The sequence below is a fragment of the Pseudomonas sp. C321 genome (genome assembly GCF_055407105.1).
On the sequence record NZ_JBUZRB010000001.1, the window covers coordinates 675,103 to 698,573 of the forward strand.

Here is a 23,471-nt window from a genome sequence, read left to right on the forward strand (position 1 = left end):
TCAAGCCCGGCCAATTTCCGCGAACTTGGCCTGGGTATGCTCGGCCAACGCTGCCGCTGCCAACTCCACCTCAAGCCCCCTCCTCCCCGCACTGACAAAAATCGTCGCGAACGGCTGCGCCGTCACATCGATAAAAGTGCGCAAGCGCTTCTTCTGCCCCAATGGGCTGATCCCTCCCAGCAAATAACCAGTGGAGCGTTGCGCCGCTGCAGGATCGGCCATCTCGACTTTTTTCACCCCCGCTGCTTGAGCCAGGGCTTTTAAATCCAGACTTCCGACGACTGGCACCACCGCCACCAACAATTCACCTTTTTCGCTGCTGGCAAGCAGGGTCTTGAACACCTGTGCCGGATCAAGTCCCAATTTCTCTGCGGCCTCCAGGCCATAAGAGGCCGCCTTGGGGTCATGTTCGTAATTGTGAATGCGATGTTCGGCACGAACTTTTTTCAACAGGTCCAATGCAGGCGTCATGAGAGCTCCAGGCTTGGGACAAACGTGGAAAAACTGATGGCCAATTCTAGGCCATGCCACCGTAAAAGGCTCTAGTCCGAAGCGCTCTGCGGCTCATCCGCGCAAATCCTGACAGCACATTGGGCGAGCCTGACCACGTATTCGCCACGATCATTCACGAGACCAATAGTTAGAAAATGACTGACAGTTCACTTTCGACCTTTGACAGCCGTGTTTCTTGTCTATATTTTTTCGTTTACGAATGCTGTAGGAATAGCGCCTCAGTATCCAAGCAGTAAGCCGCGAATAGGATGGAGATCCTCGCCACGGTGAAAATCGCGCTTCTTTTGCAAAGAGCCTCCGTGAGGCAAAGCGCCAGACAACAACAAAAACAGAGGTTTTCAATGACAACTGCTCTTCAACAGCCTTCACTCTCAAGCCAATGCATGGCCGAATTCCTGGGGACTGCGCTGCTGATCTTCTTCGGTACCGGTTGTGTTGCCGCGCTCAAGGTCGCGGGTGCCAGTTTTGGCTTGTGGGAAATCAGCATCATCTGGGGGATCGGCGTCAGCATGGCGATCTACCTGAGCGCCGGCATTTCCGGGGCTCACCTCAATCCAGCCGTCAGTATTGCCCTGTGTATTTTTGCCGATTTTGAAAAGCGCAAACTGCCGTTCTACATCATCGCCCAAGTCGCTGGCGCCTTCTGTTCCGCCGCGTTGGTTTACACGCTCTACAGCAATCTGTTTTTCGATTACGAACAAGCCCACCATATGATCCGTGGCTCCCAGGCCAGCCTGGAGTTGGCGTCGGTGTTCTCCACCTACCCTCATCCACTGCTGACTACCGCTCAGGCCTTCCTGGTTGAAGTGGTCATCACCGCAATCCTGATGGGCGTGATCATGGCCCTGACTGATGACAACAACGGCTTGCCGCGCGGCGCTCTGGCCCCGCTGCTGATCGGTTTGCTAATCGCCGTGATTGGCAGCGCCATGGGCCCGCTGACCGGGTTTGCGATGAACCCGGCTCGTGACTTCGGCCCCAAGCTGATGACCTTTTTCGCCGGCTGGGGTGAAATGGCCTTCACCGGCGGGCGCGACATTCCCTATTTCCTGATTCCGATCTTTGCACCGATTGTCGGTGCCTGCCTCGGCGCTGCGGCTTATCGCGGGTTGATTGCCCGGCACCTGCCCAACGCCGCACCTGCTACAACTGATGCAACTGATACCGCCGCCGCTAGCGGTAAAACCCGAACGTCCTGAAAGCGCTAGCCTGAGTCTTACTGCCCTTTGCGTCCCAGGCTACTTACTCACTTCTTTTTTCCGTCCAAGGCAATCGACATGACCGACATTCAGAATAAGAACTACATCATTGCCCTCGATCAGGGCACGACCAGTTCCCGGGCGATCATTTTTGATCGTGACGCCAACGTGGTCTGCACCGCCCAGCGTGTATTCACCCAGCATTACCCCCAACCTGGCTGGGTCGAACATGACCCGATGGAAATCTTCGCCACCCAGAGCGCGGTAATGGTCGAAGCCTTGGCACAAGCCGGCCTGCACCATGACCAGGTTGCCGCCATCGGCATCACCAACCAACGTGAAACCACCGTGGTCTGGGACAAGGTCACCGGCCGCCCGATCTACAACGCCATTGTCTGGCAGTGCCGCCGCAGCACCGAAATTTGCCAACAGCTCAAGCGCGACGGCCATGAGCAATACATCAGCGACATCACCGGCCTGGTCACAGACCCGTACTTCTCCGGCACAAAACTCAAGTGGATCCTCGACAACGTCGAAGGCAGCCGCGAACGCGCGCGCAACGGCGAACTGCTGTTCGGCACCGTCGACAGCTGGCTGATCTGGAAATTTACCGGCGGCAAGACCCACGTCACCGACTACACCAACGCCTCGCGCACCATGCTCTTCAACATCCACACCCTTGAGTGGGATGCGAAGATGCTGGATATCCTCGATATCCCCCGCGAAATGCTGCCTGAAGTGAAATCCTCTTCAGAGATTTATGGTCACACCAAAAGCGGCATCGCTATCGGCGGTATCGCCGGCGACCAGCAAGCAGCACTGTTCGGCCAGATGTGCGTAGAACCAGGCCAGGCGAAAAACACCTACGGCACCGGCTGCTTCCTGCTGATGAACACCGGCGACAAAGCGGTCAAGTCCAAGCACGGCATGCTCACCACTATCGCTTGCGGCCCCCGTGGTGAAGTGGCCTACGCCCTGGAAGGCGCTGTGTTCAACGGCGGTTCCACGGTGCAATGGCTGCGGGACGAGCTGAAGATCATCAACGACGCCCATGACACCGAATACTTTGCCAGCAAAGTCAAAGACAGCAACGGCGTGTACCTGGTCCCGGCCTTCACCGGCCTGGGCGCACCGTACTGGGACCCCTATGCCCGTGGCGCGCTGTTCGGCCTGACCCGTGGCGTACGAGTGGATCACATCATTCGTGCAGCACTGGAGTCGATTGCCTACCAGACCCGCGACGTACTCGACGCCATGCAGCAGGATTCCGGCGAACGCCTCACATCCCTGCGGGTGGACGGCGGCGCAGTAGCGAACAACTTCCTGATGCAGTTCCAGGCCGATATTCTTGGCACTCAGGTGGAACGTCCGCAAATGCGCGAAACCACCGCACTGGGTGCCGCCTACCTGGCCGGCCTGGCTTGTGGCTTCTGGGGCAGCCTGGACGAGTTGCGCGGCAAGGCGGTGATTGAGCGCGAATTCGAACCGCAACTTGAAGACGCAGTGAAGGAAAAACTCTACGCCGGCTGGAAAAAAGCCGTCAGCCGCACCCGCGACTGGGAACCCCACGAAGGCGCTGAATAAGCCAAGCGCTGGACCCATATAGGGTTGTAACTGGCAGGGAGCAGATTCCTGCGTCATCATGGGCCACTTTTGTACGGCAGCCCAAAGGACGCCCCATGAATCTGCCTCCCCGCCAGCAGCAAATCCTCGAACTGGTCCGCGAACGCGGCTATGTGAGTATCGAGGAAATGGCGCAGCTGTTCGTTGTCACCCCGCAAACCATCCGCCGTGATATCAATCAACTGGCGGAAGCAAACCTGTTGCGCCGCTACCACGGCGGCGCGGCCTATGATTCCAGCGTTGAAAACACCGCGTACGCTATGCGTGCCGATCAGATGCGCGACGAGAAACAGCGCATCGGCGAAGCCATTGCCGCGCAAATCCCCGATCACGCCTCGCTGTTTATCAATATCGGCACCACCACCGAATCCATCGCCAAGGCGCTGCTCAACCACAGCCACCTGAAAATCATCACCAATAACCTCAACGTCGCCATGATGCTCAGCGCCAAGGACGACTTCGACGTGCTGCTGACCGGCGGCAACGTGCGCCGTGACGGCGGCGTGGTGGGCCAGGCCAGCGTCGATTTCATCAACCAGTTCAAGGTCGACTTTGCCTTGGTGGGCATCAGCGGCATTGATGAAGACGGCAGCCTGCTCGACTTCGACTACCAGGAAGTACGGGTTTCCCAAGCGATCATCGCCAATGCACGCAAGGTAATCCTCGCGGCTGACTCCAGCAAATTCGGGCGCAATGCCATGATTCGCCTGGGACCGATCAGTTTGATTGATTGTTTGGTCACCGATCAGCAGCCGGTACCGGCGTTGCTGCAATTGCTCAATCAGAACAAGATTCGCCTGGAAGTGGTTTAAGCAACAGCTCATACCTCATCTGTGGCGAGCGGGCTTGCCCGCTCGCCAATGCAGCACTCACACACCCATCGCAGTGTTCACAAATTTTCCTTTCCCCACCCTTCGATCAGTATTTTCAATCGAAGTTGGCTGGCTGTGCCCGCGTTTATGAGCTACCATTTTCGAAAATGAACATTAATGTTCGAATTCCAATATGAAAAAAAGATCGTGAGGCCAGCCGATGACCCCTTCTACCTTGCCTGCTCCACCGCTTGCCGAAGTCTATGACGTTGCCGTTATTGGCGGCGGGATCAATGGCGTCGGCATTGCAGCAGACGCAGCCGGTCGCGGTTTGTCAGTATTCCTTTGCGAAAAGGACGACCTGGCCAGCCACACCTCCTCCGCCAGCAGCAAGCTGATCCACGGTGGCCTGCGCTACCTTGAACATTACGAGTTCCGCCTGGTGCGTGAAGCCCTGGCTGAGCGGGAAGTGCTGCTGGCCAAGGCCCCGCACATCGTCAAGCAAATGCGCTTTGTCTTGCCGCACCGCCCGCACCTGCGTCCGGCGTGGATGATTCGGGCCGGTTTGTTCCTCTATGACCACCTCGGCAAACGGGAAAAACTCGAAGGCTCCAAAAGCCTCAAGTTCGGCCCGGACAGCCCGCTGAAAAGCGAAATCACCAAAGGCTTCGAATACTCCGACTGCTGGGTCGACGACGCACGCCTCGTGGTGCTCAACGCCATGGCCGCGCGGGAAAAAGGTGCCCACGTCCACACGCAAACCCGTTGTGTCAGCGCCCGTCGCAGCAAGGGCCTGTGGCACCTGCACCTGGAACGCGCCGATGGCAGCCTGTTCTCGATCCGCGCCAAGGCGCTGGTGAACGCTGCCGGCCCATGGGTCGCCAAGTTCATCAAGGATGACCTGAAGCTCGAATCGCCCTACGGTATCCGCCTGATCCAGGGCAGCCACCTGATCGTGCCGAAACTGTATGAAGGCGCCCATGCGCACATCCTGCAGAACGAAGACCAGCGCATCGTCTTCACCATTCCGTACCTGAGTCACTTCACCATCATCGGCACTACCGACCGCGAGTACACCGGCGATCCCGCGAAAGTGGCGATTACCGAGGGTGAAACCGACTACATGCTGAAAGTGGTCAACGCCCACTTCAAGAAACAACTGAGCCGCGACGACATCGTCCACACCTATTCCGGCGTGCGCCCGCTGTGCAACGACGAATCCGACAACCCATCGGCCGTGACCCGCGACTACACCTTGGCGCTGTCCGGCGGTGCCGATGAGGCGCCACTGCTGTCGGTGTTCGGCGGCAAGCTGACCACCTACCGCAAACTGGCAGAATCGGCGCTGGCGCAACTGGCCCCGTACTTCAAGGACATCTTGCCAAGCTGGACCGCCAAGGCGACCTTGCCCGGCGGCGAAGACATGACCACCCCAGAGGCCCTCGCCGAGGCTATCCGCAGCAAGTTCGACTGGATTCCCAGCGAGATCGCCCGACGCTGGTCCACCACCTATGGCAGCCGTACCTGGCGCCTGCTGGAAGGCGTGCAATCGCTGGCCGACCTGGGTGACCACCTCGGTGGCGGCCTGTACACCCGGGAAGTCGACTACCTGTGTGCCGAAGAGTGGGCCCTGCACCCACAGGACATCCTCTGGCGCCGCAGCAAGCTGGGCCTGTTCACCACCGCGCAAGAACAGGAAAGCGTGCAGCGCTACCTGACCAAGGTGGAGCAGAACCGCAGCAAGATTGAAGCGGCCTGATTGATCGACCGTCACCAAGCCCCTGCACTGAAAGGTTCAGGGGCTTTTTCATACACTTCCAAATATTCGGTTTCCCGAACGCCATAAGCCGAACCATTCGGTTTGCCGGATCAAGGCACTATAAAAATCCGTTCATATAAAATTAATCTACTTATAAATCAAATAGTTAACCTTTTATGCCAAGCCTGGCACGACTCATGCTCTACACTTCTGGTGCAATTGCCTGAGATACATCAGGAGCCGTCATAGGCATTCGCTGTAGCTGTGTATATAAAAATGGCCGTCTTAACCGGCTTCATAAAAAAAACAAATGTCGAGGAAGTATTGATGCGCATCGTTCCCCATCTTTTGGGCGCAGCTATCGCTGCAGCTCTGATTAGCACTCCAGTTTTCGCCGCCGAACTCACCGGCACACTGAAGAAAATCAAAGAGTCCGGCACCATCACTCTGGGCCACCGCGACGCTTCCATTCCGTTCTCCTACATCGCGGACGCATCCGGCAAGCCAGTGGGCTACTCCCACGACATCCAATTGGCAATCGTTGAGGCCATCAAGAAAGACCTCGACATGCCGGACCTCAAGGTCAAATACAACCTGGTCACCTCGCAAACCCGTATCCCGCTGGTGCAGAACGGCACCGTGGACGTCGAGTGCGGCTCCACCACCAACAACGTAGAGCGTCAGCAACAAGTCGACTTCTCAGTCGGCATCTTCGAAATCGGTACCCGTCTGCTGTCCAAAAAGGACTCGACCTACAAGGATTTCGCTGACCTCAAGGGCAAGAACGTCGTGACCACCGCCGGCACCACGTCCGAGCGCATCCTCAAGTCCATGAACGCCGACAAGCAAATGGGCATGAACGTCATCTCCGCCAAGGACCACGGTGAATCCTTCCAGATGCTGGAAAGTGGCCGTGCCGTTGCCTTCATGATGGACGATGCACTGCTGGCTGGCGAAATGGCCAAGGCCAAGAAGCCAACCGACTGGGAAGTGACCGGTACTGCGCAATCCTACGAAATCTACGGTTGCATGGTCCGCAAGGGCGACGCTCCGTTCAAGAAGGCTGTGGACGACGCAATCGTCGCAACCTACAAGTCGGGCGCGATCAACACTATCTACACCAAGTGGTTCAGCTCGCCGATCCCGCCAAAAGGCCTGAACCTGATGTTCCCGATGAGCGACGAGCTCAAGGCCCTGATCGCCAATCCGACCGACAAAGCGGCTGACGACAAGACGGCCGAAAAAAAGTCCTGATTCCGAACTAACCTTATCTCCTGAGGGGGCCAAACCTCCCTCAGGCGTCTGTTACTACCTGCTGGCTTTTTTTGGAACACTCGACCTGGTGGTTTTCGAGCCGATCGTGTGTGCCTGACGATCAACGTCGGGCGGGAATGGATTTTTCCCAAGCGGGTGCTTGTACATCGATCGAACTTGAGGGGAGACCCTAATGAATTACAACTGGGACTGGAGCGTGTTCTTCAAGTCCACCGGCGTGGGCAGCGAGACTTATCTCGACTGGTACATCTCCGGATTGGGCTGGACCATCGCCATCGCCATCGTCGCGTGGATCATCGCCTTGCTGCTGGGCTCCATACTCGGCGTCATGCGCACCGTGCCTAACCGCATCGTATCGGGCATCGCGACCTGCTACGTGGAACTGTTTCGTAACGTGCCGCTGCTGGTTCAGCTGTTCATCTGGTACTTCCTGGTGCCCGACCTGCTGCCGCAGAACCTGCAAGACTGGTACAAACAAGACCTCAACCCGACCACCTCGGCCTACCTGAGCGTTGTCGTGTGCCTGGGCCTGTTCACCGCCGCCCGTGTGTGCGAACAAGTGCGCACCGGCATCCAGGCGCTGCCACCAGGCCAGGAGTCCGCCGCCCGAGCCATGGGTTTCAAGCTGCCGCAAGTCTACTGGAACGTGCTGCTGCCCCAGGCTTACCGGATCATCATTCCACCGCTTACCTCGGAATTCCTCAACGTCTTCAAGAACTCCTCCGTGGCGTCCCTGATCGGCCTGATGGAACTGCTGGCGCAAACCAAGCAGACCGCCGAGTTCTCGGCCAACCTGTTTGAAGCCTTCACCCTGGCCACGCTGATCTACTTCACCCTGAACATGAGCCTGATGCTGCTGATGCGCGTGATCGAGAAGAAAGTCGCGGTGCCCGGCCTGATTTCCGTGGGGGGTAAATAATGGACTTCGATTTCAGCGGCATCATCCCGGCCATTCCAGGTTTGTGGAACGGCATGGTCATGACCCTGCAACTGATGGTCATGGGCGTGGTCGGCGGGATTATCCTTGGCACGATCCTGGCACTGATGCGCCTGTCCTCCAGCAAGCTGATGTCTCGCGTGGCCGGCGCCTATGTGAACTACTTTCGCTCGATCCCGCTGCTGCTGGTGATCACCTGGTTCTACCTGGCGGTACCGTTCGTGCTGCGCTGGATCACCGGCGAAGACACGCCAATCGGTGCGTTCACTTCCTGCGTCGTGGCTTTCATGATGTTCGAAGCGGCGTACTTCTGCGAAATCGTTCGGGCCGGCGTGCAGTCAATCGCCAAGGGCCAGATGGCCGCCGCGCAAGCCATGGGCATGACCTACAGCCAGACCATGCGCCTGATCATCCTGCCCCAGGCGTTTCGCAAGATGACGCCGCTGTTGCTGCAACAGAGCATCATCCTGTTCCAGGACACCTCGCTGGTGTACACCGTCGGCCTGGTGGACTTCCTCAATGCTTCGCGAGCCAATGGCGACATCATCGGTCGTTCCAATGAATTCCTGATTTTCGCCGGTGTCGTCTACTTCATCATCAGCTTTGCCGCCTCGCTGCTGGTCAAGCGTCTGCAAAAAAGGTTTGCCGTATGATCTCTATCAAGAACGTCAACAAGTGGTATGGCGACTTCCAGGTGCTGACCGATTGCAGCACCGAGGTCAAGAAAGGCGAAGTGATCGTGGTGTGCGGGCCGTCCGGCTCGGGCAAGTCCACCCTGATCAAGTGCGTCAACGCCCTGGAACCGTTCCAGAAGGGTGACGTGATCGTCGATGGCACCTCCATCGCCGATCCGAAGACCAACCTGCCGAAGCTGCGTTCGCGCGTGGGCATGGTGTTCCAGCACTTCGAACTGTTCCCGCACCTGACCATCACCGAAAACCTGACCATCGCGCAGATCAAGGTGCTGGGTCGCAGCAAGGAAGAAGCCACCCAGAAAGGCCTGCAACTGCTGGAGCGCGTCGGCCTGTCGGCCCATGCCCACAAGCACCCTGGCCAGCTCTCCGGCGGCCAGCAACAACGTGTGGCGATTGCCCGCGCCCTGGCCATGGACCCGATCGTCATGCTGTTCGACGAACCGACCTCGGCCCTGGACCCGGAAATGGTCAACGAAGTACTGGACGTGATGGTGCAACTGGCCCAGGAAGGCATGACCATGATGTGCGTGACCCACGAAATGGGCTTCGCCCGCAAGGTGGCCGACCGCGTGATCTTCATGGACCAGGGCAAGATCATCGAAGACTGCCAGAAAGAAGAGTTCTTCGGCGACATCAGCGCCCGCTCCGAACGTGCGCAGCACTTCCTTGAGAAAATCCTGCAGCACTAAAAAGCAAAGCCGCAACTCGCCCCATCCTGTAGGAGCAAGCTTGCTCGCGAAAGACCTCAACGATAACGCGTGCATCCTGGATAAACGCGGTGTCCTTGAGTTCTTCGCGAGCAAGCTCGCTCCTACAGTAGCCAGGCGAACGGTAGCTGACCCAAGGCATCTGTGATGAAATGCGACCCCACTCTTTATCGCGCCGCACCGCCATCCCTTGCCGTGAAGCCTCGTCTGATTCGCCAATTGTTCCTGCCACCGCTGATCATCCTGCTGATGATCGGCCTGGGTTATATCGGCTTCTGGACCAGCGAATACTATGGGATCCGCGCCCTGAGCGAGAACGGCGAGCGCCAGTTGGAACTGCACGCACGAACCGTCGAGAGTGAGATCAGCAAATACACCTACCTACCCAGCCTGCTGGAGCTGGAGTCCAGCGTCTCCAAGCTGCTGGCCGACCCGAATCCGGAACACCGGCAGAAGGTCAACGATTACCTCGAAGGCCTGAACCGGCGCAGTCGCAGTCGGGCCATTTATGTGATGGACACCACCGGCCGCGTGCTGGCCACCAGCAACTGGCGCGATGTCGACAGTTACCTGGGTGAAGACCTGTCCTTCCGCGCCTACTTCCAGAATGCCGTACGCGGCCAGCCCGGCCGCTTCTATGGCATCGGCAGCACCAATGGCGAACCCGGCTACTACCTGGCCCATGGGTTGGAAGAACACGGCAAGATCATCGGCGTGGCGGTGGTCAAGGTTCGCCTGGAAGCGTTGGAAGAACGCTGGCAGCGGGCGCGCCTGGAAGCCTTCGTCAGTGACGAGAACGGCATCATTATCCTGTCCAGCGACCCGGCCCGCCGTCTCAAGGCCCTACACCCTCTGAGCGAAGACACCAAGGAACGCCTGGCCCGCAGCCTGCAATATTACTGGGCGACCCTCAACGAACTGCAACCCCTGGCCCGCGAGCAACTGAATGAAGGTACGGAAAAACTGACCTTCCCGGCCAACAGCGAGGTGGTGGCCGACGACAAGGAAGTCAGCTACCTGGCCCAGACCCGGCCCCTGAGCGACACGCCCTGGAACTTCACCCTGCTCACGCCCCTGAAAGACCTGCGCCAGGCAGCAGTCAATCAAGGCATCCTGGTGGCCGTGGCCTTTGCCTTGGTGGCCTTCCTGTTGATCGCCTGGAATGAACGGCGCAAGGTTATCGCCACCCGCCTCGCCGCCCGGGAAGCCTTGCAGGAAGCCAACAACCAACTGGAGCGACGGATTGCCGAGCGCACCACCGACCTGCGCGCCAGCAACGAGCGTCTCAAGGCGCAGATTCGCGAACGGCGCCAGGCCGAAGAAACCCTGCGCCGAGCCCAGGACGAGCTGGTCCAGGCCGGAAAACTGGCAGCCATCGGCCAGATGTCCACCAGCATCGCCCATGAACTGAACCAGCCGCTGGCGGCCCTGCGAACCTTGTCCGGCAACACCGTGCGCTTTCTGGAGCGCGGAGCCCTGGATACCGCCAGCGCCAACCTCAAGACCATCAACGAACTGATCGACCGCATGGGTCGCATCACCGCCAGCCTGCGCTCCTTTGCTCGGCGCGGTGACGACCAGGGTGAAGCCAGCCTGGGCAAGGCGGTGGATGCCGCCTTCCAGGTGCTGGGCAGTCGCCTGGACAGCCTGCCGATAACCCTGCACCGCGACTTCGCCAGCGTGCAATTGCAGATCGACCAGACCCGTCTGGAACAGATTCTGGTCAACTTGATCGGCAACGCCCTGGACGCGATGCAGGCGCAACCGGCCCCGCAGCTGTGGCTGGAAGGCAAGGCCGTCGACGGTAAATACCGCCTGCAGGTACGCGACAACGGTCACGGTATCGACCCCGAGGCCCGCAAACATTTGTTCGAGCCATTCTTCACCACCAAACCCGGCGAGCTGGGCCTGGGCCTGGGCCTGACCCTTTCGGCCAGCCTCGCAGCGGCCACCGGCGGCAACCTCGCCGTCGAGCACCCGACCGGTGGCGGTACTGCCTTTGTCCTGAGTTTGCCCCTGGCGAGCCCTCATCAAACCGAGTCGAAATGAACACCGACCTAAACACCGACCTGACCGTCCTGATCGTCGAAGACGACCCCCATGTGTTGCTCGGCTGCCAGCAAGCCCTGGCCCTGGAGGACATTCCAAGCGTTGGCGTGGGCAGCGCCGAAGAGGCCCTGACCCGAGTCGGTGAAAATTTCGCTGGCATCGTCATCAGCGATATTCGCCTGCCCGGTATTGATGGGCTGGAGCTGTTGACCCGCCTCAAGGCCCTGGACAAAAGCCTGCCGGTGGTGCTGATTACCGGTCACGGCGATATCTCCATGGCTGTCGGCGCGATGCGCGATGGCGCTTATGACTTCATGGAGAAACCCTTCTCCCCCGAGCGCTTGGTGGACGTCGCCCGACGCGCCCTGGAGCAACGCAGGCTGGCACGGGAGGTCTGGTCGCTGCGTAGGCAACTGGCCGAGCGCGACTCGTTGGAAGGCCGGATCATCGGCCGCTCACCCGCCATGCAGAACCTGCGGGAGTTGATCGCCAACGTCGCCGATACCTCGGCCAACGTGCTGATCGAAGGTGAAACCGGAACCGGCAAGGAACTGGTCGCTCGCTGCCTGCATGATTTCAGCCGTCGCCATTCCCAACAGTTCGTCGCGTTGAACTGCGGTGGCCTGCCGGAGAACCTGTTCGAAAGCGAAATTTTCGGCCACGAAGCCAACGCCTTTACCGGCGCCGGCAAGCGCCGTATCGGCAAGATCGAACATGCCCACAACGGCACGTTGTTCCTCGATGAAGTGGAAAGCATGCCGCTGAACCTGCAGATCAAACTGCTGCGGGTCTTGCAGGAGCGCACCCTGGAACGCCTGGGTTCGAACCAGAGCGTGGCGGTGGATTGCCGAGTGATCGCCGCCACCAAGTCCGACCTCGATGAGCTGAGCCGCGCCAACCAGTTTCGCAGCGACCTGTATTACCGCCTGAATGTGGTGACCCTGGAACTGCCGCCTCTGCGTGAGCGCCGGGAAGACATCCTGCAACTGTTCGAGCATTTCCTGCAGCAGTCGTCCCTGCGTTTCGACCGTACCGTGCCGGACCTGGACAACCAGACCCTGTCCAACCTGATGAGCCACGACTGGCCGGGCAACGTACGCGAACTGCGCAACGTCGCCGAACGCTTCGCCCTGGGGCTGCCGGCCTTCAAGAAAAGCGGCGCCAGCAGCGACAACCACGGCCTGGCCTTTACCGAAGCGGTGGAAGCCTTTGAACGCAACCTGCTCAGCGACGCCTTGCAACGCAGCGGTGGCAACCTGACCCAGGCCAGCCAGGAACTGGGGATGGCCAAGACCACCCTGTTCGACAAGGTCAAGAAATACGGTCTGAGCCACTAGGAGCGCGCTGTGGATTTAGTATTTAAAGCCGCCTTGGGCGCTGGCGTGGTGCTGATCCTCGCAGCGCTGGCCAAGACCAAAAACTATTACATCGCAGGCCTGGTGCCGCTGTTTCCGACCTTTGCACTGATCGCTCATTACATCGTCGGCAAAGGCCGGTCGGTGGATGACTTGAAGACCACCATCGTGTTTGGGATGTGGTCGATCATTCCGTACTTTGTGTACCTGGCGACGTTGTATGTGATGGTGGACCGGATGCGGCTGGAGGCATCGCTGGCTGTCGCGGCGGTAGCGTGGTTGATGGCGGCGACGGTGTTGGTGACGGTGTGGGTCCGCATTCACGCCTGACTTTGAAGATCGTTCCCACGCAAAGCATGGGAACGCTCTTCAGCGGACGATCTTGTCCACCTGAATCCCCAGTTTCTTCAACCGATACCAGAAGCTGCGTTCGGAGATGCCGATCTTCTGGGCCGCCGCTGCCTGCACGCCATTGCTCTCCTGCAATGCCGCCAGAATATAGGCCTTCTCCACTTGCGCCAGCGCCGCATCCAAGTCCTGGGGCACCCCTGGCCCGTCGCTGAGTATTGCGCCGACGCTGTTGTCCGAAGGCCTTGAGGCAAACAGATACGTCGGTAAGTCGATGTCTTCAATCACCGGGCTGGTCGCCACTATGGTCGCCCGTTCCACGCAGTTCTGCAGTTCACGGATATTACCCGGCCAGGCATAGGCGGCCATGGCCTGCAACGCTTCGGGGCTGAAGCCGGTGATGCGTTTGCCAGCAGTGGCGCTCAAGGTCTGGGCGAAATGCCGGGCCAGGGGCGCGATGTCTTCCACCCGCTCGCGCAGGGCTGGCAGGGGGATCGGAAACACATTGAGGCGGTAGTAGAGATCCTCGCGAAACTCCTTGTTGACCACCGCCTCCAGCAGATTTTTGTTGGTAGCGGCAATCACCCGTACATCGACCTTGCGCTCGCGCGGGTCGCCCACCGGTTCGATCACTCGCTCCTGCAAGGCCCGCAGGATCTTCGCCTGCAACGCCAGGGGCATGTCGCCCACTTCGTCGAGAAACAGCGTGCCCTTGTCGGCCTGCATGAAGCGCCCGACCCGATCCGCCACAGCGCCGGTAAAGGCGCCCTTGCGGTGGCCGAACATTTCGCTTTCCAGCAAGCCTTCGGGAATCGCCGCGCAGTTGACCGCCACAAACGGTTTGTCGGCGCGGTTGCCATGTTTGTGGATGGCCCGGGCGACCATTTCCTTGCCAGTGCCGCTTTCGCCAGTCAGTAAAATGGTCGCGTTGCTCTCGCGCACCGAATCCACCGCCTGCAACACACGGCGAAAGGCCGGACTGTCGCCCACCAGACTATCGAATTGTTGATGTTCATCCAGCTCGGCACGCATCCGCGCGTTGTCGCGCATGATGTCGCGAAACTGCAGGGCCTTGGCCACGGTGATGTCCAGCTCGTCGATATCGAAGGGCTTGGCGATGTAGTCGTAGGCACCGTTGCGCATCGATTGCACGGCGTTTTTCACGGTGCTGTAGGCGGTCATGACGATCACCGGCAACTGCGGGTAGCGCACTTTGATCTCAGCCAGCAGCGCCGGCCCGTCCATGCCGGGCATGCGCCAGTCGCTGATCACCAGGTCGATGTCTTCCTGCTCCAGCACCTTGAGGGCGTGCAGGCCGTTGCCGGCAGTGAATACCTGGATGCCGTTCTGGCTCAGGGCCGAGGACAGCAGGTCGCAGAGTTTGGGCTCGTCGTCGACCACTAATACGTTATGCGTCATGACTGTCCTCATCATCGCCTTCGTCTTCACCGTTAGCCGGAATGTACAGACTGAAGGTGGCTCCGGCATCTTTCTCGCTCACGCATTCGATGCTGGCGTCATGACTTTCCATGATCGAGAACACTTTCGCCAGACCCAGTCCGGTGCCCGACGCCTTGGTGGTGACGAATGGAGTAAATATCCGTTCGACCATTTCGGCGGGGATGCCCTGGCCGGTATCGGCGATGCTGATCACCGTATTGTCGCCCACAGAGCTGATGCCCACAGTCAAGCGCCCGCCTTCGGGCATGGCATCGATGGCGTTGAGGATCAGGTTAAGGCAGGCCTGCTTGAGTTGCTTGGCATCAACGTAGATCGTCGCGCCAGGGGCCTGGTCGTCGATGTGGGCGTCGATGGTGTGGGTGGACAACTCTGGGGCACAAAAGCCGAGGATTTCTTCCACCAACGGACGGGCCAACTGCACGCTGCGCAACGGCTCGCTGGGTTTAGCGAAGTCGAGGAAGTCGGTGATCAAGTCGTTGATCCGGCTGACTTCGCTGATCACGTATTCCAGGTGACGCTTGTCGGTGTCTGCCAGATCGGCGCGACGGTGCAGCAACTGCGTGGCGGTCTTGATAATCCCCAATGGGTTACGAATTTCATGGGCCAGACCCATCGCCACTTCACCCAGGGCATGCAGGCGATCACGTCGGCGCAGCTGGGCTTCCAGGTGATGCAGTTCACCGAGGCGTTCAGTCATGTGGTTGAAGGTGCTGCTCAACTGGGCCAATTCGTCACCGCCACTGACGGCGACGCGATGTCGATAATCGCCGCAAATCACCGCGCTGACCCCTTGGGATAAATCCCGTAACGGGCGGGTCAGGCGCTGGGAGACCAGCCAGCCTGTGCCCAGGGACAGCGCCGAGCTAAGCAGGAAGATCAGCACGAACAGGTTGCTCTGGTTGACCAGTCCTACCAGGCTGGTGTGGCGCAGCAGGCCGCTGAAGATCACGCCTTGCAACTCGCCGGTGTCGTTGAAGATCGGCCAGTACAGGCCGCTGTAGTTGCTGGTGAACTGCTCGCTGGGCTGCCTGGTGCTGCGCAGCAGGGCTTCGATGGTTTTCGGGATCTGGGTCGGGTGGTCTTCGAAGCGCTGGGTGGAAAAGATTTCCGAGAAGCCAGCGGTGTTGCCCAGGTACAGCCGCAAGTCCAGGGAATGCACCTCGGCGACGCTGGTGAGAAAACTGCTGTCCAGATAGGTACCGACCAACAGTTTGTAATCAACCCCGTCCTGAGTGGTTTCAAACGTGGAGATCACCGCGCCGATGGGCACACCGCCGACCTGAACCGTCTGCAATACCGCATTCGGCGCCAGGCTGATCTGGCTGATCACATCGTCGGGGGCGGTGCTGTACACCACTTTGTGATCGCTGCTGCGGATCAGCGCCACCACGTCGATGTCGGTGGCGCTGGCGATGTCGGCGGTGAGCTTGTCGTGGCGCTGGTCCTGATGGGTCGACGGCGGGCGGATGTAGCGCAGGAACAACTGCGCAACCCGTGCGTTGTCGTGAAGGATGTCGCCGATCTCATCCTTGACGATACGGGTCGACTCCTGCAGCCAGATGCGCACGTTGCTGTCGAAAATCTGCGACAGGGTGGTGGCGGCCAGCTCGGCGGCAATCATGGTCGGAATAACGCTGACCAGCCAGAACGCCAGGACCAGCTTGCGCTGGACGCTCCAGCGCGAGATGGCAAAGGGGCGGGCTTTTCGGCGGGTCTTGTTGATCATCAGGTTTCGCTTATCGCAGCAGCCATGGCAGGGTCGGAACGGTCCGGACGAATAAACACTTTTACGACGTTGAGCAAGGTGTTGAGCAGCCAGTTGCGATGACGGAAGAACACGCTATTGCCCTGGAACTCACAGCCCAGCCGCAGCTTACTGGCATAACCGGCCTGCCCGCACTCATACACCGCAATATTGTGGGCAATGCAGTAGTCGACGTTGGTCAGCCAACTGCGAAAGTACAGGTTGTGCTCACGGCTACGGGCCAGGTCATGGGCAAAGAACTTGTCGATCAGGCGATGCTGGTCCAGCAGGATCAGGTTGAATGCCACCAGTTGCTCGTCCACCCAGTAAAGTACACAGACCGCCCGCTCTTCAAGCTGTTCGAGGATCGCGGTGAAATAGCCCGCAGGTAAACGCTCGAACTGCAGGTCGGCGCGGGCCAGGGTGGCTTCGTACAGGCGCATGATTTCGGGCAACACATCATCGATATTGCGCCGCCACTCGACCCGTGGCCCAGGTACCCGCAGTTTGCGGCGCAGGTCCTTGCGGGTGGATTTCCCCAAGGAGCCGAGATAGGCATCCACCGAGCCGTAGGGCACCGGCAACGAGGCCGACGGCAAGCTTGGCATCCGTTGAAAGCCTGCCGCCTTGCAGCTGTTGGACCAGTGTTCATCCTTGGTCGGGGCATCCTTGACCGCCAGCAGGCCAATGTCGAAATCATCGGCATCCCGCCGAGCGGTTACCAGCAACTGCTCCAGTAACGCCTGGCGCCGCGACTCAGGGATATGACTGGCAATGCCGGCATTGCACTGCTCGGCCACGGGCGAACCAATGGCGTACAGGCCCAGCCGCAAGACGCCCGGCCACAGTCGCTCCAGGCGCTGGGTAAAGCGCTTGCCGATTCCCGACACGGTGGTGTCGAGGCGGTAATGGGTGATGAACGCTGGGGCGACTGCTACCAGCGTCCCGGTCTCGAACACCGCCAGGTAACGCCACTGAAAATCATCAATGGCGGCGTTTTCCACGGCGACGTAGTAATCCCAATCCTCCAGGCCACCGGGAAAGCAGTCATTCCAGGCACTGCGCTCGATGGCCCGAATAGTCGAAAAGGCTTGGGCGCTAATCACGGGTTTTCCTTGTGTAGCGAGGGGGACGCCTAGTTCTTGCTCGCGATGGACTTGAAGGCACCGCGTCAAACCAGGCAGCCTGCGTTATCGTTAACGACCTTCGCGGGCAAGCTCGCGACTACAGGGGCGGCATGCTGTTGGATAAAGTCAGCACTCAACTCGATCACCCGACGGTATTGCAGGTCGACGGTGATCATGTGGTAGCAGTTGTCCAGCAGGATCTTGGTCACCGGCCCGCCCAGATGGCGCTCCACATAATCGGCGTTCCAGCGGCTGGTGATGTCGTCCTCGACAGAATGCAGCACCAGCGCCGGCGTCTTGATCGATGGCATACGTTTTTTGACCACGGCATTCATCCGGTGCAACTCGCGCACCGTCACCCCTTCCATGGTCAACAAACCAGCCTGGCTGCTCTCCCCCGCCTTCATCTGCCGCTCGACGATGGCCCGCAGGCGTTCGTTCTTGATGCCGTAGGGCGGTTTCTCTTCGAAGCTGCAAAGGTGCACGCCGAATGGAATCTTCATCAGCAACGGCGTGAGGAACGCCAGCTTGTTGATGCTCCAGCCGTCGTACTTCAACGTCGTGGAGTACATCAACAACCCCGTCACCTGGCCCGCAAATTCCGAGGCCAGGTACATCGACATCACCGCGCCCATGGACAGGCCGCCGACGAACATCTGGTCGTGGTGCTGCCGCACACCGACGAAGGTTTTGCGCACGCCTTCGTACCAGTCCAGCCAGCCGGTGGCCTGCAGGTCGCTGTTGTCCCCGCAATGCCCGGCCAGGGTCGGCACGTACACCGTGCACGTCCCGTCCTTGGCCAGGCCCTGGGCCACCCGACGCAGTTCCGTCGGGGTGCCGGTCAGGCCGTGAATCAACAGAACCCCGACCGGACCGTTGCCGAGAACGAAGCCTGAGTCACCTTCGCCCAGATCGATCTCAGCGCGGTTCACCGCTTCATTACCCGATTCAGCAACTGCTCAAGCAACTGCAGGCCCAGGTCGATTTCCGGGTAGCTGATTTCCAGGGACGGCGCCAGGGTAATCACGTTTTTGTAGTAGCCACCCACGTCGAGGATCAAGCCCAAACGCTGACCGTCAACCACCATGTCACCCTTCATGCCTTCGTCGACCATGTAGTCCAGCGCCGCCTTGTCCGGCGTGAAACCGTCCGGGCCGCAGATTTCGCAGCGCAGGGCCAGGCCCAGACCGTCGACATCGCCGATGATCGGGAAGCGCTTCTGCAACTCTTGCAGGCCTTCGAGGAAGTATTTGCCCTTGGCCATGACCATCGCGCCGTAGTCAACTTCGCTGGTCATCTTGAACATTTCCAGGCCCACCGCCGTGCCCAACGGGTTGGAGGCGAACGTGGAATGTGTCGAGCCTGGTGGGAAGATTTTCGGGTTGATCAACGCTTCCTTGGCCCAGATGCCGCCCAGTGGGTTGAGGCCATTGGTCAAGGCCTTACCGAACACAATGACGTCCGGTTTGACGTCGAAGTGCTCGATAGACCACAGCTTGCCGGTGCGCCAGAAACCCATCTGGATTTCGTCGACCACCATCAGAATGCCGTGCTGATCCAGCACATGTTTGAGTTCGCTGTAGAAGTTCATCGGTGGGATCACGTAGCCACCGGTGCCCTGAATCGGTTCGACGTAGAAAGCTGCGTATTCGCACTGGCCGACTTTCGGGTCCCATACACCGTTGTATTCGGTCTCGAACAGACGGGCGAACTGTTGCACGCAGTGGCTGCCGTATTCTTCCTTGGTCATGCCTTTGGGGCCACGGAAGTGGTACGGGAACGGAATGAAATTGGCGCGCTCGCCGAAGTGGCCGTAGCGGCGACGGTAGCGGTAGCTGGAGGTGATCGACGAAGCGCCGAGGGTACGGCCGTGGTAGCCGCCTTCGAAGGCGAACATCAGGCTCTTGCCGTTGGTGGCGTTACGCACCACTTTCAGCGAGTCCTCGATGGACTGCGAGCCGCCGACGTTGAAGTGCACGCGCCCGTCCAGGCCGAATTTTTTCTTGGCATCGACGGCGATCATTTCCGACAGCTCGATCTTGCCCTTGTGCAGGTACTGGCTGGCGATCTGCGGCAGGGTGTCGATCTGCTGTTTCAGCGCGTTGTTCAGGCGTGGGTTGGCGTAACCGAAGTTGACCGCCGAGTACCACATTTGCAGGTCGAGGTAGGCCTGGTCTTCGGTGTCCCAGACATAGGAGCCTTCGCAACGACTAAAAATACGCGGCGGGTCGATGTAGTGAACGGTGTCGCCGTAGGAGCAGTACTTGGCTTCTTTATCCAGAAGCACCTGGTCTTCGGCGGTAGCGATGCGGATATCAGACATGATGGAAGAGTTCCTGATTGTCGGAAGACGAGTTGAAGGAAGTAGCGTTGGCGGCGATGCCCTGGGGCAGCTTGGCCAGCAATGCAGGCAGCTCGGCAAAGGTGTCGAAGCGTGCGTAAGGAATCTGGTTGCGCTGGCAATACTCGGCCAGACGGCCCTTGGCGAAGACGAAGTCGGCAGTGGAAGCCACGCACATGTCGGACTGGCCGTCGCCGATCACCAGCACCCGCTTGTTGCGCGGCGTGGATTTGCACTTGCAGTTGCCGGAGGCGGCGCGACAGGCATCGCTGGAATACGGGAAGTCGATGCGCCAGCTGTTCTGGTCGACCTGGCGCAAGCGGTTGGCGAGGATCGGCAGCAAGGTCACGTAGTTACGCGACAGAATCCGCGCGATGCCTTGTTCGATACCGTCGCTGACTACTTCGAGGGAGGCGCCCAGGCCGATGACGTGGTCGACGAAGTCGGGGAAGTCCGGGTCGATCTCGACGCTGTCGAAGTACGCCAGCAACTCGGCAGGCGTCGCCTTGATCAGCGCCAGTTGGAGGCTCAGGCATTCGCGGGAGCCGATATGACCGTCCAGCCATTGCTGCTCGATGGTTTCCCACGAAGGATCAGCGAAGCGTTGGAGGACGTTGTCGATGACATCGGTGGGCGTGATGGTCCCGTCGAAGTCACACACGATATGCCAGTCAATCATCTGCATTTACCTATGAAGTAGGAGCGCGCTGTTGCGCTTGCAGAGGGATAGAGCAGGGAGTGTGCCAACTGATTAAAGCCCAGCGGGGCTGGGCTCTTGCGGCATTCGAGGCAGAAAATGTATCTACCTGGCTACAATTTTTGTAGGTTGCTACAAACAACATGAGTGCTTGCGCAACCCCTCGCGCCTGCGCGTTCATGCGCGCATGTTCAGAGAAGGGAAAGGCATCATGCTCAGGGTTACTTCAGCTGTACTCGCAAGCGTGCTCAGTCTGTGCGCCTGTTCGGCATTGGCCGACGGGATCACCGGCGAAGCCGGCCTGGGCGTCAGCTATCAACCGCACGAACCCAGCGGCAGCCGCCATGAAACGGTACCCGTTCCCTACTTCGACCTGGACTGGGGGAATGTCAGCCTGGGCACCGACGACGGCCTGACCTGGAGCGCCTTCAACCGCAACGGTTTAAGCGCCGGCCCTTACCTCAATTACCTGCCGGGGCGTACCGCCAATGGTTCGTTGCAGGGCTTGCGGGATGTGTCGGACATGGCCGAAGTGGGAGGATTTATCCAGTACGCGCCGGCCGATTTCTGGCGGGTCTATGCCCAGCTGGGCCGAGCCGTGGGCGGCGCTCGCGAGCAGAGCGGCGTGTTGGGCAAGGTCGGCGGTGAGCTGGGTTATCCGCTGGGCGGCGGGATCATTGGCAGCAGCGGCCTGATGGCGCGCTTTGCCGATGATCGCCAGGCCCAGACGTTTTTCGGCGTTGATAACCATGAAGCGGCGGCGTCGGGAATTAGGCCTTATAACGCCAGCGGCGGTTTCCAGAACCTGACATTGACCCAGAGCTTCGAGTTTCCCCTGGCGCCAAAATGGTCATTGCTGACCAGCGCCAGTTGGGTACATCTGGTGGGCTCGGCGGCGGACAGCAGTATCGTCAGGCAGACCGGCGAGGTGAACCAGGGGCAGGTGCAGACGGCGATCAGCTACACATTTGATTGACCACACCTCTGTGGCGAGCGGGCTTGCCCGCTCGCCACAGGGTTCGCGTCAACCAAAGGATTGCTCAGTTCTCTTTGCCCTCGGCCAACAAGGCTATCCCGCCAATAATCACCACCACGCCCACCCAGTGCAGCACGCTGATGTGCTCGCCCAGGCCCAGCCACGAGCCGAGTAGCACCACCACAAACACCAGCGAACTCAGCGGAAAAGCCAGGGACAGGCTGCTGCGCCGCAGAATCAGCATCCACACGAAAAACGCGCCGATGTAGCAGGCAATCGCCGCGAGGATTCCCGGATTGCCGGCCACGGCCAACAGCCATTGCACGGTGAAATCCATCTGCCCCAGTTGATCACCAGCGACTTTGGTAAACAGCTGCCCGGCGCTTTCGGTGCAAATCAGCAACGCCCACAGCACCACGGTGCCCAAGCGCCCATGCAGCCAGCCGACCGGGCTTATGGAAATATTTTCTGAGTTCATGATTGAGTTCCTGCAATAGCCACCAGCATCACACCGGCTGTAATGACCAACGTGCCCATCCAACGACGGCGGCTGACGGTCTCGCCGAGGATCATTTTCCCGGCGCACACCACCCCGCAATAAGCCAGCGCCGCCGCCGGAAACAACAGGCTCAACGGCGCACGGGACAAGGCCTCAAGCCAGACGAAAAATTCGATGACATAGGCGCCGATCCCGGTCCACAGCAACGGCGCGTTAAACACCTGCCCCCAGAAGGCATTCAGGCGAAAACCACCGTCCAGTTCTGGCAAACGGTCCAGGCCCAGTTTGAAACACAATTGGCCGATCACATCGAGGACGATGGAAAAGGCCACCAGCAACACTACGGTCAGGGTCACGGGAACAGCTCCTCGAACAGGTTAATCAACGCTTCATTGGTGGCCGAGTTGCGCAGCAAATCCTCCTCGCTCCAGCGCTCGGCTGGCGGTTGGTCGGACTTGGCTTCCCAGCGCTTGAAAGCGTTGCTGAAGGCTGGCTGAGCAAACTCGCCGCAGACATCGATGCCACTGATCCGCTTGCTCGCCGCCAACGCCCGTAAGGCTTGCAGCAGGTGAGTCAGGCGCATGCCGCCCTGGTCCCAGTTGGTGGCGGCGTCTTCGCAGGCCAGCACATCCTTGTCGATGGTGATCCAGATCGCCTCGGTGGGCAGGCTGGCGATCATCTGCTCGAGGAACTGCGCCCAATCCAACTCGGCCAGGTTGCGCCAGTGCAGATGATTTTCCTGTTGCTGGTGACCGGCGCCATCGCCCACCCGGCCCCAGACTTTCGAGGGCGCGTGCTGCCAGGGAAACAGCTGCAAATCCCCGCGTTTGAGGGCGCCAAGGTTGCCGCCGCGCAGTTGCGGGTTATGCAGGTCGTCGCTGCACGGGCCGAGGGTGACGATGCGTTTGATCGCCGGCATCTTCAGCGCCCGGTTAACCCAGGAACCGCAGTGCCGACGCGGGGCCAAGCGGACCCAATCGGGATGGTTGTCGAAGTGGATCAGGCTGACGGGCTCTTTCAAGTCGGCGAGCAACGCGGGGGTCAGATGGTGATAATCGCCGGAGCCGACAAAGAAAATTTCCGGCCGCGCATCGATGGGCCGGGGCCGTTTGGCCAGGCGTTCGGCGAAGCGCTTATAGGTTTTTTCGGTGGACCACAGGCGCAGTTTCGGGCCAAGGTCGAGCAGGTCCATGCGTGTCGCCTGGCCGCTGGAAAGACGCCGGGCAATCGGTGCCTGGGCCGTAAGGCTGTGGTCGAGGTCAAGAATGTTCAAGGTAATGTTTCACCCATGGCAGTGCCCATTCAGACACTGGGCTCATCACTCATGAACACCAGCCGAATGGGCTTTGCAGGG

Annotated in this window: 22 protein-coding genes; 12 read left to right on the forward strand and 10 right to left on the reverse strand. The window is 59.7% G+C overall.

The genetic code is table 11. The features are described 5' to 3' along the window. On the reverse strand, positions 1–471 hold the full coding sequence (gene ybaK, locus ACZRJ6_RS03220; protein WP_463967043.1) for a Cys-tRNA(Pro) deacylase: 471 nt from the start codon (positions 469–471) through the stop codon (positions 1–3). 383 nt (positions 472–854) lie between these two features. On the opposite strand from ybaK, the gene ACZRJ6_RS03225 reads away from it, so the two are divergent. The 11 genes from ACZRJ6_RS03225 (at position 855) to ACZRJ6_RS03275 (ending at position 13,254) form a co-directional block, all read left to right on the forward strand. After that, a complete protein-coding gene (locus ACZRJ6_RS03225) occupies positions 855–1,712 on the forward strand; it encodes an MIP/aquaporin family protein (protein WP_463967044.1) in 858 nt (285 codons plus the stop codon). A gap of 78 nt (positions 1,713–1,790) precedes the next feature. Further along, positions 1,791–3,296 carry a glycerol kinase GlpK gene (gene glpK / locus ACZRJ6_RS03230; protein ID WP_463967045.1) on the forward strand — a complete coding sequence of 502 codons (1,506 nt, stop codon included), beginning with the start codon at positions 1,791–1,793 and terminating at the stop codon, positions 3,294–3,296. Between the two features lie 95 nt (positions 3,297–3,391). Continuing rightward, a complete protein-coding gene (locus tag ACZRJ6_RS03235; protein WP_133099701.1) occupies positions 3,392–4,147 on the forward strand; it encodes a DeoR/GlpR family transcriptional regulator in 756 nt (251 codons plus the stop codon). Positions 4,148–4,367: 220 nt separating this feature from the next. Further along, positions 4,368–5,906 carry a glycerol-3-phosphate dehydrogenase gene (glpD, locus tag ACZRJ6_RS03240; RefSeq protein ID WP_463967046.1) on the forward strand — a complete coding sequence of 513 codons (1,539 nt, stop codon included), beginning with the start codon at positions 4,368–4,370 and terminating at the stop codon, positions 5,904–5,906. Between the two features lie 327 nt (positions 5,907–6,233). Continuing rightward, positions 6,234–7,160, forward strand: coding sequence for a glutamate/aspartate ABC transporter substrate-binding protein (locus ACZRJ6_RS03245; protein WP_463967047.1), 927 nt, complete (start codon positions 6,234–6,236; stop codon positions 7,158–7,160). 193 nt (positions 7,161–7,353) lie between these two features. Further along, on the forward strand, positions 7,354–8,100 hold the full coding sequence (locus ACZRJ6_RS03250; RefSeq protein WP_149411044.1) for an amino acid ABC transporter permease: 747 nt from the start codon (positions 7,354–7,356) through the stop codon (positions 8,098–8,100). Next, the gene (locus ACZRJ6_RS03255) at positions 8,100–8,771 is read left to right on the forward strand and encodes an amino acid ABC transporter permease (protein ID WP_463967048.1); all 672 of its coding nucleotides are present in this window, start codon (positions 8,100–8,102) and stop codon (positions 8,769–8,771) included. Before ACZRJ6_RS03250 ends, ACZRJ6_RS03255 begins: the two co-directional genes overlap by 1 nt. Then, a complete protein-coding gene (locus tag ACZRJ6_RS03260) occupies positions 8,768–9,502 on the forward strand; it encodes an amino acid ABC transporter ATP-binding protein (protein WP_133099706.1) in 735 nt (244 codons plus the stop codon). Before ACZRJ6_RS03255 ends, ACZRJ6_RS03260 begins: the two co-directional genes overlap by 4 nt. Before the next feature lie 165 nt (positions 9,503–9,667). After that, positions 9,668–11,569 (forward strand): two-component sensor histidine kinase AauS, encoded by a 1,902-nt coding sequence (gene aauS / locus ACZRJ6_RS03265; protein ID WP_463967049.1) that lies wholly within the window; start codon positions 9,668–9,670, stop codon positions 11,567–11,569. Continuing rightward, complete coding sequence (gene aauR / locus ACZRJ6_RS03270) at positions 11,566–12,906, forward strand: two-component response regulator AauR (protein ID WP_463967050.1); 1,341 nt, start codon at positions 11,566–11,568, stop codon at positions 12,904–12,906. The genes aauS and aauR overlap by 4 nt, the downstream gene beginning before the upstream one ends. Before the next feature lie 9 nt (positions 12,907–12,915). After that, the gene (locus ACZRJ6_RS03275; RefSeq protein WP_149411041.1) at positions 12,916–13,254 is read left to right on the forward strand and encodes a GlpM family protein; all 339 of its coding nucleotides are present in this window, start codon (positions 12,916–12,918) and stop codon (positions 13,252–13,254) included. A gap of 39 nt (positions 13,255–13,293) precedes the next feature. Here ACZRJ6_RS03275 and ACZRJ6_RS03280 read toward each other — a convergent pair whose 3' ends face one another. The 6 genes from ACZRJ6_RS03280 to ACZRJ6_RS03305 form a co-directional block, all read right to left on the reverse strand. Beyond that, positions 13,294–14,691 carry a sigma-54-dependent transcriptional regulator gene (locus ACZRJ6_RS03280; protein ID WP_463967051.1) on the reverse strand — a complete coding sequence of 466 codons (1,398 nt, stop codon included), beginning with the start codon at positions 14,689–14,691 and terminating at the stop codon, positions 13,294–13,296. Next, positions 14,681–16,459 (reverse strand): sensor histidine kinase, encoded by a 1,779-nt coding sequence (locus tag ACZRJ6_RS03285; RefSeq protein ID WP_463967052.1) that lies wholly within the window; start codon positions 16,457–16,459, stop codon positions 14,681–14,683. The genes ACZRJ6_RS03280 and ACZRJ6_RS03285 overlap by 11 nt, the downstream gene beginning before the upstream one ends. Continuing rightward, positions 16,459–17,583, reverse strand: a complete 1,125-nt coding sequence (locus ACZRJ6_RS03290; RefSeq protein WP_463967053.1) for a GNAT family N-acetyltransferase — start codon at positions 17,581–17,583, stop codon at positions 16,459–16,461. The genes ACZRJ6_RS03285 and ACZRJ6_RS03290 overlap by 1 nt, the downstream gene beginning before the upstream one ends. Before the next feature lie 65 nt (positions 17,584–17,648). Further along, positions 17,649–18,536: an alpha/beta hydrolase gene (locus ACZRJ6_RS03295; protein WP_463967054.1), complete on the reverse strand. Its 888-nt coding sequence runs from the start codon at positions 18,534–18,536 to the stop codon at positions 17,649–17,651. Further along, positions 18,533–19,927, reverse strand: a complete 1,395-nt coding sequence (locus tag ACZRJ6_RS03300) for an aspartate aminotransferase family protein (RefSeq protein WP_463967055.1) — start codon at positions 19,925–19,927, stop codon at positions 18,533–18,535. The genes ACZRJ6_RS03295 and ACZRJ6_RS03300 overlap by 4 nt, the downstream gene beginning before the upstream one ends. After that, on the reverse strand, positions 19,920–20,624 hold the full coding sequence (locus ACZRJ6_RS03305; RefSeq protein WP_463967056.1) for an MtnX-like HAD-IB family phosphatase: 705 nt from the start codon (positions 20,622–20,624) through the stop codon (positions 19,920–19,922). Before ACZRJ6_RS03305 ends, ACZRJ6_RS03300 begins: the two co-directional genes overlap by 8 nt. Before the next feature lie 229 nt (positions 20,625–20,853). Here ACZRJ6_RS03305 and ACZRJ6_RS03310 point away from each other — a divergent pair, with 229 nt between their 5' ends. Further along, positions 20,854–21,618 carry a MipA/OmpV family protein gene (locus tag ACZRJ6_RS03310; RefSeq protein WP_463967057.1) on the forward strand — a complete coding sequence of 255 codons (765 nt, stop codon included), beginning with the start codon at positions 20,854–20,856 and terminating at the stop codon, positions 21,616–21,618. Between the two features lie 64 nt (positions 21,619–21,682). On the opposite strand, the gene ACZRJ6_RS03315 is transcribed toward ACZRJ6_RS03310, so the two are convergent. The 3 genes from ACZRJ6_RS03315 to ACZRJ6_RS03325 are packed head-to-tail and all read right to left on the reverse strand — an operon-like array spanning position 21,683 to position 23,390. Next, positions 21,683–22,096, reverse strand: a complete 414-nt coding sequence (locus ACZRJ6_RS03315) for a transporter (protein WP_463967058.1) — start codon at positions 22,094–22,096, stop codon at positions 21,683–21,685. Further along, positions 22,093–22,473, reverse strand: a complete 381-nt coding sequence (locus tag ACZRJ6_RS03320) for a DMT family transporter (RefSeq protein ID WP_463967059.1) — start codon at positions 22,471–22,473, stop codon at positions 22,093–22,095. Before ACZRJ6_RS03320 ends, ACZRJ6_RS03315 begins: the two co-directional genes overlap by 4 nt. After that, positions 22,470–23,390 carry an arginase family protein gene (locus ACZRJ6_RS03325; RefSeq protein WP_463967060.1) on the reverse strand — a complete coding sequence of 307 codons (921 nt, stop codon included), beginning with the start codon at positions 23,388–23,390 and terminating at the stop codon, positions 22,470–22,472. Before ACZRJ6_RS03325 ends, ACZRJ6_RS03320 begins: the two co-directional genes overlap by 4 nt. Between the last annotated feature and the right edge of the window lie 81 nt (positions 23,391–23,471).